The following is a 13414-nucleotide window of genomic DNA, read 5'->3' as shown; positions in this document are numbered from 1 at the left end:
GTGACACTATTTCCCTACTCGACTCTCTTCCGATGTCGTCAATCACCAACGCTCCGCGTTGGCTCAATCCTCCGCCTTGCAGCTGCACGCGCCCAGCCCCGCTCCTTCTCCCACCCCCCATTTGCCGGTCGGTCTTAGTCGGGTAGCCGGGTCATGGCAACGTGACCCGGCTCCCCGACTAATGACCGGTCATCGTCGTGACCGTGACTGGGCCGCTGCGCTGCGGTGGGGAGATGTCCTGTCTCCGTCGAGCTGGTCCCCGTCCCAAGAGACCTGGCCCGATTCGCTTGTGGCGGACCAGGTCTCTTGAGGCGCTCAGGCCGGACGCGGTGTACGCCTGTTCGGTGCGTCGGCGAACCATTTGCGCGGACCGGATCAACTGGGATTCGGCTCGACCGCGTGTCTCAATCGATCTGGTCGTCGCAGGTCAGAGGCCTGGCGCGGGGCCAGATCCTTTGAGACGGGAGAGGAGATCACTCGGTGTCGAGGCCGTCGATCAGACGGTTGAGGAACCGGGTGAAGGTGGCTTCGGGGGTGAGGAGGCGTCCGGGGGCGGAAAGGGCTTCGGCAAGTTCCGGGTGGTGGCCGTCCGCGGCGACAGCGGCGAGGTAGCGGGCCTCGGCCGCGGCCCGGTCCGGCGACCGTGAGGCCGCGGCCTGCGCGACCTCGTGGGCGACGTGCCCGGCCACGAATGCGGTGAGCTGGGCAAAGACTTCCAGCTTCGCCGCACCGTCCAGCCCGGTGGGCCGCAGGGCGGCGAGCGCGTGTTCCAGGAAAGCCAGTGTGCTGGGGCCCGGAACGCGACGCGTGGACAGGGCGGCGGGCAGCCAGGGGTGGCGCAGCATGTGGGCGCGCTGCAGGTGGGCGATGGTCTTCAGGTCGGCACGCCAGTCGCCGGTGGGGGGATCGGTGACCGTCAGTTCGCCGCTGACGTGGTCGACCATCAGCTCCAGCAGTGTCTCCTTGTCAGGGGCGTAGCTGTAGAGCGACATGACGCCGGCTCCGACCTCGGCGGCGACCCGCCGCATGGTGACCGCTTCGAGTCCTTCCGCGTCCGCAACGGTGACGGCTGCCGCCGTGATCACCTCACGGCTGAAGGAGGGCCTGCGGCCCCGGCGGTGCTCGGTGGGACGCAGCCAGAGCTGTTCGGGGTCGACGCCTGCGGCGCCGGGTCCTCCGTCACGGGGCACGGTCTCGCGCTCCTTCACCTGTTTGTTGCGGCGGCTCTTGCGAAGGTCATCCAAGCATCCTCTATTCTCGTACAGCGTACGTAATAAAGGAGGGGAACAATGCCATCACGCATGCCCGATGCCGTGGCCAGGCCGGCCTGGGTACCACCTGCCGGAAAGCCGCCACTGTCCTCGCGGATGATGAGGGCGACCTGGCGAGGTCTCCCGGCGAAAAGGCACCATGTCGGGTGGGAACCGGGGCTGGTCGTGCCGGCCGCCGACGGCAGCCCGTTGATCACTGACCACTACTTCCCGCGTGCGGAGGGCGACTTCCCAACCCTCTTGGTCCGCTCGCCTTATGGCCGAGGCCTGCCGTGGGGTCCCATGTACGGCCTGCTCTTCGCCGAACAGGGCTTTCACGTGGTCCTGCAGAGCTGCCGCGGCACCGGTGGTTCGGGCGGTACGTTCGACCTGTGGCGCAACGAGGCCGCCGATGGCCGAGCCACGGTGTCCTGGCTGCGCGAGCAACCCTGGTTCGACGGAACACTGGGGACTGTCGGCCCCAGTTACCTGGGCTACGTCCAATGGGCTCTCGCCCTGGACCCGCCGCCAGAACTCAAGGCGATGGTGGTGCAGGTGGGCCTGCACGATCCCTACGCCCTGTTCCACGCAGACGGTGCGCTGCGCCTGGAGAACGCCCTCGCCGTCGGTATGGGCATGACCTACCAGCACCAGGGCATGGCACCGTTCCTGAGGGCGACGCTGCGCCTGCAGCGCCGCCTGCGCGCCGTCACCACCGCGCAGCCCCTGCGCGGGGCGTACGTGCCCGCCCTCGGGGGCGAAGTGCCCTGGCTGGACGACGTGATGACACACCCGGACGCCACGGACGCGTACTGGAGCGGCGCGTCGTTGGCCCAGTCGACGGAACGGCTCAGCGTGCCCACAACTCTGATCACCGGCTGGCACGACGCGCTGGCCGACCAGACCTTCGAGCAGTATCACCGGCTGCGGCAGGCCGGATGCGAGACTGCCCTGCTCGTCGGTCCCTGGACCCACACCTCCGCCCTGCAGCAGGGATGGCCCGAGGTGTTCGCCGAGAGCCTCGCGTGGCTGCGCGCCCACCTGTGCGCCGACCCCTCGAGCCTGCGTCCCACCGCGGTACGCGTGCACATCGGCGGCGAAAACGCCTGGCGGGACCTCGCCGACTGGCCACCGGCCGCAGCTGCCACCTCGTGGCACCCCATCCCCGGCGGGCACCTCACCCAGCAGGCCCCCACGGACTCCGCACCATTGACGACGTTCCGCTACGACCCGGCCGACCCCACCCCGTCCCTCGGCGGCCCACTGCTCTCGCGCACCGCCGGCCCACGCGACAACCGCGCCCTGGAAGCCCGGGCCGACGTCCTGACATTCACCAGTCCCCCATTGACCGAGCCCGTGGACATCCTCGGCCCGGTCTCCGCACGGCTGAGCATCTCCACGGACACCGGGTACGCCGACGTCTTCACCCGCCTGTGCGACGTGGACACACAAGGCCGCTCTGTAAACGTCTGCGACGGGCTCGGCCGACTTCGGACGACCGAGCAGGCACCCTCGCAGGTCACTGTGCCGATGAGCTCCGCCGCCCACCGTTTCCCCGTCGGCCACCGCATACGCTGGCAGATCAGCGGAGGCGCCCATCCGCGCTACGCCCGCAGTCCCGGCACTGGCGAGTCGCCGGTGGACGCCACCACCTTCACACCGGTGCGTATCACGCTTCACACGGACTCGGCGTTGACGCTTCCCTGCAGTTCCGGGCTCACCTGAAGTACCAGGGGCTCGACGAAGCCACCCAGCGCCGGATCGCCACGGGCCACACCGTCGCCTTCTTCCGCCGGTACCTCATGGGCGACACGTCGGCGCAGGCACTCCTGACCGGGGCTGGGAGAAGCTGCCCGACGTGCCGCACGTGGTGAAGCTGGAGTATGTGAAGCCGCGCTGAAGCGGCGGTCCGGCCGGTCGCGGCGTGAGTGGGCGAGGAGGCGTGATGCGAACCAGCGACGAGATCTATCACCGGGTCCGCTGGGACCCGCGGTTCGACCCGGCCCGGTTCGTGCTGGGGATCAGCCAGCGCGGGGATGCCTGCAAACGCATCCCGCTGCCTTCATTCGTGCCCGGGGGCGACATCCCGTGGCACCGGGTGGTGTTCATCGAGGTGGACGGTGAGGTGGTCTGGGACCGGGCCACGGGCGTGGACCGCATCGATGCGTCGGGCGCCGGCCGGGTGCGGGACCCGCAAGCGGACCTGAGCTTCGATACGAGCTCCGGCAGGGGCGATCCCGTCGGCGTCCTCGACGTGCCCCCGACGGCCCGCACAGCGGTGGCCTGGATCCCGCCTGCGGAGCTGTGGCCGCCGATCCAGGACATCCGCCGGGATTACGATCCGCAGATCCACCGGTGGCCGCCGCACGTCAATGTGCTCTTCGGCTTCGTGCCGGAGTCCGACTTCGAGCGGGCCGCCCCGCTGCTCGCCGCGGCGACGGCCGAGACGCCGGTCTTCACCGCACGGCTGGACGGGGTGCGCACCTTCCGGCACAGGGCGTACTTCACCGTGTGGCTCGACCCGACGGCAGCCGGCCAGGCGCCGTGGGCCCACCTGCACCGCCTGCTGCAGCAGCGGTTCCCGCGCTGCAGTGGGCCCGCCAAGAACTTCACCCCACATCTGTCCCTGGGCCGGACCCGGGATCCGCGGCGAGCCACCGCCGACTGTGTCACCCGGCTCGACACCATGGCGGCGACAGTCTGGGAACTCGTCCTGCTCTCGCGCAGGGGCGACGGGCCGATGCGGCCACGGGCCACGGTCGCCCTGCGAACGGGCGAGGTCCGTCGGCTGCCCGCGCCCGGCCTCGGAGCGCCGGGCCCGGAGGACACGGCATGGCTCTCCACGATCACCGACAGATGAGGCCATGGCCGGCTGGGGCAAAGCGCCGCCGGACAGCCCTTAGCCTCTCCGACCGCCCTCCTCGGCGAGCGTCTTGATGCCCTGGAGGGTGGTCTCCATCCCGGCACGCAGTTCCTTCAGCCGGAAGGCGATCATCTCCTGCTCCCGGTCCGGCCGGCTCTCGATGGCTGCGGTGACCCCGCTGCGGCCCGGCCCGAGGCGGATGTCCGTCACCAGCTCCCAGGCCCGTGGCACGGCTGCTCTCGATATGGACAACACTGTGCACGCTCGGACCGTCGGCGTATTCCAAGGCATCCTCCTCACACCGGAGTTGCTGATCATTCGATCCTGGACCATGGGCGCGACAGGCCCTGGCCCGGCTGTGTTCCCGGCGGTCCGGACAGCGCTGCTCAGGCGCCCTCACCGCAGGAAACGGGCGGTCTCCGAGGCCGGGAATGCGTTGTCGGTGGGAACCGATACCGTCGGAACATGTCCAACATGGCCGTCCTCGAAGGTGTGCTTGAGCGCATCACGTACGCCAACGAGGAGAACGGGTACACGGTCGCCCGCGTCGACACCGGTCGGGGCGCGGGTGATCTGCTGACCGTCGTCGGGTCGCTGCTCGGTGCGCAGGTCGGCGAGTCGCTGCGGATGGAGGGGCGCTGGAGTTCGCACTCCCAGTACGGCAAGCAGTTCACGGTGGAGAACTACACCACCGTGCTGCCCGCCACCATCCAGGGCATCCGCCGCTACCTCGGCTCCGGCCTGATCAAGGGCATCGGCCCGGTCATGGCGGACCGGATCACCACGCATTTCGGCGTCGACACCCTCGATGTCATCGAGCAGGAGCCGAAGCGGCTGGTCGAGGTGCCCGGGCTCGGGCCGAAGCGGACGAAGATGATCGCCGCCGCCTGGGAGGAGCAGAAGGCGATCAAGGAAGTGATGGTCTTCCTCCAGGGGGTCGGCGTCTCCACCTCCATCGCCGTCCGTATTTACAAGAAGTACGAGGACGCGTCGATCTCCGTCGTGAAGAACCAGCCCTACCGGCTGGCCGCCGACGTCTGGGGCATCGGCTTCCTCACCGCCGACAAGATCGCCCAGGCCGTCGGTATCCCGCACGACAGTCCGGAGCGGGTGAAGGCCGGACTGCAGTACGCGCTGTCGCAATCCACCGACCAGGGCCACTGCTTCCTCCCGGAGGAGCGGCTGATCGCCGACGGGGTGAAGCTGCTCCAGGTCGATACGGGGCTGGTCATCGACTGCCTCGCCGAACTGGCCGAGGACCCGGAGGGCGTCGTACGGGAGAAGGTGCCGTCGCCCGAGGGGGGCGAGCCGGTCACGGCCATCTATCTGGTGCCCTTCCACCGCGCCGAAGTCGCCCTCGCCGCCCAGGTGCAGCGGCTGCTGCGTACGCCGGAGGAGCGGATGCCGGCCTTCGCGGACGTGGACTGGGACAAGGCGTTGAGGTGGCTCGCGGGCCGCACGGGGGCGAAGCTGGCCCCCGAGCAGGAGGCAGCGGTCCGGCTCGCTCTCAGTCGTAAGGTCGCCGTCCTGACCGGTGGGCCCGGCTGCGGGAAGTCGTTCACCGTCCGGTCCATCGTGGAGCTGGCCCGCGCGAAGAAGGCCAAAGTCGTGCTGGCCGCGCCCACCGGGCGGGCCGCGAAACGGCTGTCCGAGCTGACCGGGGCCGAGGCGTCCACCGTGCACCGGCTGCTGGAGCTCAAGCCGGGCGGGGACGCGGCATACGACCGGGACCGTCCGCTGGACGCCGATCTCGTCGTCGTCGACGAGGCTTCGATGCTGGATCTGCTGCTCGCCAACAAGCTGCTGAAGGCGGTGGCACCCGGTGCCCACCTCCTGCTCGTCGGGGACGTCGACCAGCTGCCGTCGGTCGGCGCGGGGGAGGTGCTGCGCGATCTGCTCGCCGACGGCGGCCCCGTCCCGGCGGTCCGGCTGACCACGATCTTCCGCCAGGCCCAGCAGTCCGGAGTCGTCACCAACGCACACCGCATCAACTCCGGGATTCCGCCCCTCACCCAGGGCCTGGACGACTTCTTCCTCTTCGTCGAGGACGAGACGGAGGAGGCGGGTGTCCTCGCGGTGGACGTTGCCGCCCGTCGTATCCCGGCCAAATTCGGCCTCGATCCCAGGCGTGACGTCCAGGTCCTCGCCCCGATGCACCGCGGCCCGGCCGGTGCGGGCACGCTCAACGGACTCCTCCAGCAGGCCATCACCCCGGGCCGCCCGAACCTGCCCGAGAAGCGGTTCGGCGGCCGGGTCTTCCGGGTCGGCGACAAGGTCACCCAGATCCGCAACAACTACGACAAGGGGGAGAACGGCGTCTTCAACGGCACGGTCGGCGTCGTCACCGCCCTTGACCTGGACGAACAGCGGCTGACGGTGCTGACCGACGAGGACGAGGAGATCGCCTACGACTTCGACGAGCTGGACGAGCTGGCCCACGCGTACGCCATGACGATCCACCGCTCCCAGGGCAGCGAGTACCCGGCCGTCGTCATCCCCGTCACCAAGAGCGCCTGGATGATGCTCCAGCGGAACCTGCTGTACACCGCCGTGACCAGGGCCAAGAAGCTCGTCGTGCTGGTCGGCTCGCGGCAGGCGATCGGCCAGGCGGTCCGCACGGTTTCCGCGGGAAGACGCTGTACGGCGCTGGATTACCGGCTGTCAGGGGACCTGGGCGGAGGATCCCCGGAAAAAATGATCGATCAAATCGGTGGGAAACATCACGGAGGCCTTCCGGAACCGGGGTCAACGGGGCAGGATGAATAAGCTCGCGGCACTCAGTGCCGCGAGTAGGTCCAATGGACGACCCCGAGTGCACTCTCCTGAGCCAAATGGGGGAGGGTGGAGACAGTCAGGGAACCTCAAAGAAGAGGCACTACGTCGGTGAGGGATGACGTGAGCGAGCACACCAACAACGCTGTAGTACTGCGGTACGGCGATGGCGAGTACACCTACCCGGTGATCGACAGCACCGTCGGCGACAAGGGCTTCGACATCGGGAAGCTCCGGGCCAATACCGGTCTGGTGACGCTGGACAGCGGATACGGCAACACCGCAGCGTATAAATCCGCCATCACCTACCTCGACGGTGAGCAGGGCATCCTGCGCTACCGCGGCTACCCGATCGAGCAGCTCGCCGAGCGCTCGACGTTCCTCGAAGTCGCGTACACGCTCATCAATGGCGAGCTTCCCAAGGTCGACGAACTGTCGACCTTCAAGAACGAGATCACCCAGCACACGCTGCTGCACGAAGACGTCAAGCGGTTCTTCGACGGCTTCCCGCGCGACGCCCACCCGATGGCCATGCTGTCCTCGGTCGTCAGCGCGCTGTCCACGTTCTACCAGGACAGCCACAACCCGTTCGACGAGGAGCAGCGCCACCTCTCGACGATCCGGCTGCTGGCCAAGCTGCCGACGATCGCGGCGTACGCGTACAAGAAGTCGATCGGCCACCCCTTCGTCTACCCGCGCAACGACCTCGGGTACGTCGAGAACTTCCTGCGCATGACCTTCTCGGTCCCCGCCCAGGAGTACGACCTGGACCCGGTCGTCGTCTCCGCGCTCGACAAGCTGCTCATCCTGCACGCGGACCACGAGCAGAACTGTTCGACCTCCACCGTGCGTCTGGTCGGCTCCTCGCAGGCGAACATGTTCGCCTCGATCTCCGCCGGCATCTCCGCGCTGTGGGGCCCGCTGCATGGTGGCGCCAACCAGTCGGTGCTGGAGATGCTCGAAGGCATCCAGGCCAACGGCGGCGATGTCGACTCCTTCATCCGCAAGGTGAAGAACAAGGAGGACGGCGTCCGGCTGATGGGCTTCGGCCACCGCGTCTACAAGTCCTTCGACCCGCGCGCCAAGATCATCAAGGCCGCGGCCCACGACGTGCTGTCCGCGCTCGGCAAGTCCGACGAGCTGCTCGACATCGCGCTGAAGCTGGAGGAGCACGCGCTCTCCGACGAGTACTTCGTCTCGCGCAACCTCTACCCCAACGTGGACTTCTACACGGGTCTGATCTACCGGGCCATGGGCTTCCCGACCGAGATGTTCACCGTGCTCTTCGCGCTCGGCCGGCTCCCCGGCTGGATCGCCCAGTGGCACGAGATGATCAAGGAGCCGGGTTCCCGCATCGGCCGCCCGCGCCAGATCTACACCGGCGAGGTCCTGCGCGACTTCGTCCCGGTCGAGGGTCGCTGAACCTCGTAGCACCACCCCGCACACCCCCGGCCGCTGCGGCCGGTTGCCTTCGCCCCGCGTACCGCGCTTTCGCACAGAGCGCGGTGTCCGGGGCGATTTGCGTGAAGCGGGCCCGGGTTGCGTGAAGCGGGCCCGGGTTGCGTGAAGCGGGCCCGGACCGCCGGGCCGACAGCGAGAAGCGCCCCGCCATCGATCCCCCCACGGGCCGACAGCGAGGCGCTTCCCATGTCCCGGAGCGGATTCCCCCCACGGGATCCGGCCGGGCGTCTACGGGAGCCGAAGCTCCTGGGCGCTCCTCACCTACTGCGAGCTGCGCTCTTCACTTGTACTTCCAGTGCGGTCTGCCGGGGTACGTACGCACGGGAGGGCCGCTCAAAGCTCCCCGGTGCACGTGCCCCGGCCAACGCTTGCCCGAAGCATCCCCCAAGACACTTCGACGGACGTCCCCCAAGACATCCTTGGCATCGCACTCTTAGACTCGCGAACCCACCGGATGGTTACCCTGAAATCGGTGTGATCTAAATCTCTTTGTGGAAGTTACGTGAAGGCGCGCAACCGCAGGCTGTTCGTCACGACGAAGACCGATGAGAACGCCATCGCCGCTCCCGCAATCATAGGGTTGAGCAGGCCAAACGCCGCAAGGGGTAGGGCGGCCACGTTATAGCCGAATGCCCAGAAGAGATTGCCCTTGATGGTGGCCAGGGTGCGCCGGGAGAGCCGGATCGCATCGGCCGCCACCCTGAGATCTCCACGAACGAGGGTGAGATCGCTCGCCTCGATCGCGGCGTCCGTACCGGTACCCATCGCCAGGCCGAGATCGGCGGTGGCGAGTGCGGCCGCGTCGTTGACCCCGTCACCGACCATGGCTACGGAGCGCCCCTGGGCCCGGAGCCGCTCGATGACGTGGACCTTCTCCTCGGGCAGGACCTCGGCGTGGACCTCGTCGATTCCCACGGCATGGGCCACGGCGTCCGCCACGGCCCGGTTGTCGCCGGTCAGCAGAACGGGACGGAGGCCGAGCCCGCGCAGCTCGGCGACGGCTGCCGCGCTCGACTCCTTGACCGCGTCGGCGACGGCGAGGACGCCGCGCGCCTGCCCGTCCCACGCGACCGCGATCGCGGTACGGCCCTGAGCCGCCGCGTCCGCCACGGCGCCGGACAGGGTGTCGGGGACGTCGATGCCCGCGTCGGTCAGCAGTTGCGGGCGGCCGACCAGCACCTGGTGCCCGTCGACCGTGCCGCGTACGCCGAGGCCCGCGAGGTTGGCGAAGTCCTCGGGGGCGGGGAGGGGGCCACCGATGCGTTCCGTGGCTCCGGCGGCGACGGCCTGGGCGATGGGGTGCTCGGAGGAGTGCTCCAAGGCGCCGGCCAGCCGCAGAAGTTGGGTCTCGTCGGTGCCGGGTGCGGGGTGGATGTCCTGGAGGGTCATCCGGCCGGTGGTGACCGTGCCGGTCTTGTCGAGGACGATCGTGTCGATGCGATGCGTGGCCTCAAGGACCTCCGGGCCCTTGATCAGGATGCCGAGCTGGGCGCCGCGTCCCGTACCGACCATGAGGGCGGTCGGAGTGGCCAGGCCCAGGGCGCAGGGGCAGGCGATGATCAGTACGGCGACGGCGGCGGTGAACGCGGCGGTCACGTCGTCCGTGACGAGCAGCCACGCGATCAGGGTGGCCACTGCGAGCACCAGCACCACCGGGACGAAGACCGCGGAGATCCGGTCGGCGAGGCGCTGCACCTCGGCCTTGCCGTTCTGGGCGTCCTCGACGAGCTTCGCCATCCTGGCCAGCTGGGTGTCGGCGCCGACCCGGGTCGCTTCGACGACGAGCCGGCCGGAAGCGTTCACGGTGGCCCCGGTGACCCGGTCGCCGACGCCCACATCGACCGGGACGGACTCGCCGGTGAGCATGGAGGCGTCCACGGCGGACGCGCCCGCGACGACGGTGCCGTCGGTGGCGATCTTCTCGCCGGGGCGGACGACGAAACGGTCGCCGACGGTGAGTCGGCCGACGGGGATACGTACCTCGGTGCCGCTCTGGAGGACGGAGACGTCCTTCGCGCCCAGGTGGATCAGCGCGCGCAGGGCGGAACCGGCCTTCCGCTTGGACTTCGCCTCCAGATAGCGGCCCAGCAGGATGAAGGTGACGACACCGGCCGCGACCTCCAGATAGATGGTGGACGAGCTTTCCCCGAGCTCTCGGCTCCGCTCGAGCAGGGGAGACCCCATTGCGCGCGAGACGGTGAAGTCGAAGCCGTGCCGCATCCCGGTCATGCCTGCGTCGCCGAAGAACAGCGCCCACAGGGACCAGCCGAAGGCGGCGAGGGTGCCGATCGAGACCAGGGTGTCCATGGTGGCCGCACCGTGCCGGAGGTTGGTCCAAGTGGCGCGGTGGAAGGGCAGTCCGCCCCAGACGACGACGGGAGCGGCGAGGGTGAGGGAGAGCCACTGCCAGTTGTCGAACTGGAAGGCAGGGACCATCGCGAGTACGACGACGGGGGCGGCGAGGACGGCCGAGACGATCAGACGCTGACGCAGTGAGGCGAGGGCGTCGGCGGCCTTCCGCTCGGCGGGGTCGTCGGCGTCGGCGTCTGCGTCGGTCTCGGCTTCGGTGCCGGTGCCGGTCGGGCTTTCGGTGGGCTGCTCGGCGCGGACTCGCGCGCTGGGAGGGCCGCCAGCCTCGGGGGCGCCAGTGACGGTGCTTTCGGATGTGACCCGTGCGGCGGCCGGTGCCGGGGCGGGCGGTGTCGGATCGGAGCTGCGTACCGTCTGTGCCGTATAGCCGGTCTTCTCGACCGTGGCGATCAGATCCGCGAGGTCGGTTCCCGGACCGAAGGCGACACGGGCCTTCTCGGTCGCGTAGTTGACGGTGGCGGTGACGCCGTCCATCCGGTTGAGCTTCTTCTCGACGCGGGCCGCGCAGGAGGCGCAGGTCATTCCGCCGATCGTGAGTTCGGCCCGCGAACTCTCCGCTGCCGGGGTCGCGGCCTCTGTTGCGCTGTGCATGTCCGAACTCCTGAAAATGCCGACCGGGCCGTACCCCACCAGTATCTGCTGGTTGGTCCGGCCCGGCGGCAAAGGGGGCGATACAGGTGTATCCGGCGTATCGGTTGTACCTCGATGGAGCTCAGGCCAGGCCGACGAGCTCGTAGCCGGCCTCGTCGATCGCGGCGCGCACGGCGTCCTCGGTCAGCGAGGCCCGGGAGACGACGGTCACCTGGCCCGTGGAGGCGACGGCCTTCACCGAGGTGACACCATCGATACCGGAGATCTCCTCGGAGATGGCGCCTTCGCAGTGTCCGCAGGTCATGCCGGACACCTGGTAGACGGTGGTCACCGCGCCCGCCGGGGTGCCGGAGTCCGCACCGTCGTGGCAGGAGCCGCTGGGTGAGCAGCAGGAGCCGGTGGCCTGGGGGAGCTGGGTCTCGGCGGTCATGGTGTTCTCCTCTTCGACGAGCACAAAAGGGCGTGGGTGTCGGGAACCTCGGGAGACCCGGGCGCCCCATCACTCATCACACTATACCCCTAGGGGGTATGAATGCGAGCGCTCCGCCGGGCTCGCTGTGCGCGCTTGCTGGTCGGTGGAGGGCTGGGTGCACCCCTGTGTGAAGAGTGCGCGGCTCGGGCCGGTGTCGGTGACTCGGCGATCGGCCGGATGGCGATGCCGTGCGTCGAGTCCTGGAGTGAGTGCAGCACGGTGACGCCGAGGTGCGTGGCGAACGCGGGCGCGGCGAGACGGAAACGCCCGTTCGGCCTCCGGGAGGAGAGTGCTTCACCCGCTGGGGCTCGTCCGCCGCATACGTGGCGCCGGAGCAGGCCGACATCAATCCGGTCTCTGTGCCCGAGGGCCTGTCCTTCGATGCGGCGCCCGGTTCAGGGTGGGGGTTCGCCACCGCGTTCCGGGCAGTCGTGGCCTCGGCGGTGGGCCGTACAACCCGGCAAAGGAGTGAGCCCCGTACGGCGGCGAGTGGGAGTCGCTCGCTGTACGGGGCCGGAGGTGTCAGTCCCTGCGTCCTCGGTTGCCGGGTCTTGAGGCGACCCAGGTGCGGATGGTGTCCGCGTACCAGTAGGGCTTGCCGCTCTCCACATGGTCGGGTGACGGGAGGAGGCCGTGTTTGCGGTAGGAGCGGACGGTGTCCGGCTGTACCCGGATGTGCGCTGCAATGTCCTTGTAGGACCAGAGCCTTCTGTCCGTCATGGATGACACCTCTCTGCACCGCAGCGGCAGCCGGGCAGGCCGTCGGGGGAGCTGCGGCACGGACGCTGACGATCACTCAGTCTGTGCTCGGTGCAACGACAGTGAGTGAGTTCCGGAGAGGGGCTGTCGAGCGCCTGTGACGAAACACCCGCACAACGGAGACATGTGTGACGAGGAGGTTGCGAGCTCGGCAACCCGATCGGCGACCCGCACCGCTTCCCCCGCGACCTCTACGGCGACACTGCTCACCGCGCCCACCCGCGACGGACCACGCCCCACGAGACGTGCCGCCGAACGGGAAGAGGAAGCGGGGGCCGAGTGCGTCCGAACGGAACGGTCGGGTGTGCGGAGTTACACCGGCGGATAGGGGAGAGGTGTCGTGCGGGTCGGTCCCGCGTGCCAGAGCGCCGACCAGGTGACCGGGGTGACCAGGCCGTGCGGCACGAGCGGCGGGTTGTCCGCCTGGAAGCGCTGGACGGCGAGGAGAGTCTGCGGTCCGAACGTTCCGTCGACCGCGGACCACGGCAGATAGTGGCGGTTGGCCAGCATGCACTGCACCTGGAAGACCCGGTCGCCCTGCTCGCCGTACACGGTCAGCCCGTCGCCGTCGTAGAAGGCGCAGACCGGGCTGGAGCCGGGCGGCGGCAGTGGGTTGTGCTCGTCGGCCGAGGCACCCGGGGCAGCGGCGAGGGCAGCGGCGAGGGCGACCGCGGCCAGGGCAGAGGCCCCGGCCGTCCTGCGGGACGACAGCATCTTCCGGATCATGGCGAGTTGCTCCTAGCGCGATGGTGGTGCGTGCGGCGGTGGTGGGGGGGGGGGGGGGGGCGCCGCCAACGGAAGAACGAAGAAAACCCACACACCCAACCCAAGAAACACAACAACGCGGAGGGCGGGGGGGCGGTGCGGAAGGGGGAG

Annotated in this window: 10 protein-coding genes; 4 read left to right on the top strand and 6 right to left on the bottom strand. The window is 69.2% G+C overall.

What is annotated here, in order from left to right; genetic code table 11:
• Positions 1 to 473 precede the first annotated feature (473 nt).
• Positions 474 to 1190: a TetR/AcrR family transcriptional regulator C-terminal domain-containing protein gene (locus tag ABTZ94_RS30750; protein ID WP_351205602.1), complete on the bottom strand. Its 717-nt coding sequence runs from the start codon at positions 1188 to 1190 to the stop codon at positions 474 to 476.
• Positions 1191 to 1367: 177 nt separating this feature from the next.
• Between ABTZ94_RS30750 and ABTZ94_RS30745 the strand changes: the two genes are divergently transcribed.
• Positions 1368 to 2975: a CocE/NonD family hydrolase gene (locus tag ABTZ94_RS30745; protein ID WP_351205600.1), complete on the top strand. Its 1608-nt coding sequence runs from the start codon at positions 1368 to 1370 to the stop codon at positions 2973 to 2975.
• 220 nt (positions 2976 to 3195) lie between these two features.
• Positions 3196 to 4110, top strand: a complete 915-nt coding sequence (locus ABTZ94_RS30740; RefSeq protein WP_502967340.1) for an RNA repair domain-containing protein — start codon at positions 3196 to 3198, stop codon at positions 4108 to 4110.
• A 39-nt stretch (positions 4111 to 4149) separates the two neighbouring features.
• On the opposite strand, the gene ABTZ94_RS30735 is transcribed toward ABTZ94_RS30740, so the two are convergent.
• Positions 4150 to 4344 carry a hypothetical protein gene (locus tag ABTZ94_RS30735; RefSeq protein WP_351205598.1) on the bottom strand — a complete coding sequence of 65 codons (195 nt, stop codon included), beginning with the start codon at positions 4342 to 4344 and terminating at the stop codon, positions 4150 to 4152.
• Between the two features lie 234 nt (positions 4345 to 4578).
• On the opposite strand from ABTZ94_RS30735, the gene recD2 reads away from it, so the two are divergent.
• Both recD2 and ABTZ94_RS30725 read left to right on the top strand, forming a co-directional pair.
• Positions 4579 to 6879 (top strand): SF1B family DNA helicase RecD2, encoded by a 2301-nt coding sequence (recD2, locus tag ABTZ94_RS30730; protein WP_351205596.1) that lies wholly within the window; start codon positions 4579 to 4581, stop codon positions 6877 to 6879.
• 129 nt (positions 6880 to 7008) lie between these two features.
• Positions 7009 to 8307 (top strand): citrate synthase, encoded by a 1299-nt coding sequence (locus tag ABTZ94_RS30725; protein WP_266361410.1) that lies wholly within the window; start codon positions 7009 to 7011, stop codon positions 8305 to 8307.
• Between the two features lie 537 nt (positions 8308 to 8844).
• Here ABTZ94_RS30725 and ABTZ94_RS30720 read toward each other — a convergent pair.
• The 4 genes from ABTZ94_RS30720 to ABTZ94_RS30700 all read right to left on the bottom strand — a co-directional run bounded on the left by ABTZ94_RS30720 (position 8845) and on the right by ABTZ94_RS30700 (position 13264).
• Complete coding sequence (locus tag ABTZ94_RS30720) at positions 8845 to 11307, bottom strand: heavy metal translocating P-type ATPase (protein WP_351205594.1); 2463 nt, start codon at positions 11305 to 11307, stop codon at positions 8845 to 8847.
• A 121-nt stretch (positions 11308 to 11428) separates the two neighbouring features.
• Entirely contained in the window at positions 11429 to 11737 is a 309-nt protein-coding gene (locus ABTZ94_RS30715; RefSeq protein ID WP_351205592.1) for a heavy-metal-associated domain-containing protein, read from the bottom strand.
• A 564-nt stretch (positions 11738 to 12301) separates the two neighbouring features.
• Positions 12302 to 12499 (bottom strand): helix-turn-helix transcriptional regulator, encoded by a 198-nt coding sequence (locus tag ABTZ94_RS30705; RefSeq protein WP_351205590.1) that lies wholly within the window; start codon positions 12497 to 12499, stop codon positions 12302 to 12304.
• Between the two features lie 351 nt (positions 12500 to 12850).
• Positions 12851 to 13264 (bottom strand): peptidoglycan-binding domain-containing protein, encoded by a 414-nt coding sequence (locus tag ABTZ94_RS30700; RefSeq protein WP_351205588.1) that lies wholly within the window; start codon positions 13262 to 13264, stop codon positions 12851 to 12853.
• Positions 13265 to 13414: the final 150 nt, after the last annotated feature.

This window comes from Streptomyces sp. NPDC002785, from assembly GCF_040295565.1.
Taxonomy (GTDB): domain Bacteria; phylum Actinomycetota; class Actinomycetes; order Streptomycetales; family Streptomycetaceae; genus Streptomyces.
This window is presented reverse-complemented; position numbering and strand designations above follow the sequence as displayed.

Bases quoted from the DNA above. Each gene is read 5' to 3' on its own strand.
- ABTZ94_RS30745 (WP_351205600.1), top strand. From the start codon at position 1,368: ATGATGAGGGCGACCTGGCGAGGTCTCCCGGCGAAAAGGCACCATGTC.
- ABTZ94_RS30740 (WP_502967340.1), top strand. From the start codon at position 3,196: ATGCGAACCAGCGACGAGATCTATCACCGGGTCCGCTGGGACCCGCGG.
- recD2 (WP_351205596.1), top strand. From the start codon at position 4,579: ATGTCCAACATGGCCGTCCTCGAAGGTGTGCTTGAGCGCATCACGTAC.
- ABTZ94_RS30720 (WP_351205594.1), bottom strand. From the start codon at position 11,307: ATGCACAGCGCAACAGAGGCCGCGACCCCGGCAGCGGAGAGTTCGCGG.
- ABTZ94_RS30715 (WP_351205592.1), bottom strand. From the start codon at position 11,737: ATGACCGCCGAGACCCAGCTCCCCCAGGCCACCGGCTCCTGCTGCTCA.
- ABTZ94_RS30705 (WP_351205590.1), bottom strand. From the start codon at position 12,499: ATGACGGACAGAAGGCTCTGGTCCTACAAGGACATTGCAGCGCACATC.
- ABTZ94_RS30700 (WP_351205588.1), bottom strand. From the start codon at position 13,264: ATGATCCGGAAGATGCTGTCGTCCCGCAGGACGGCCGGGGCCTCTGCC.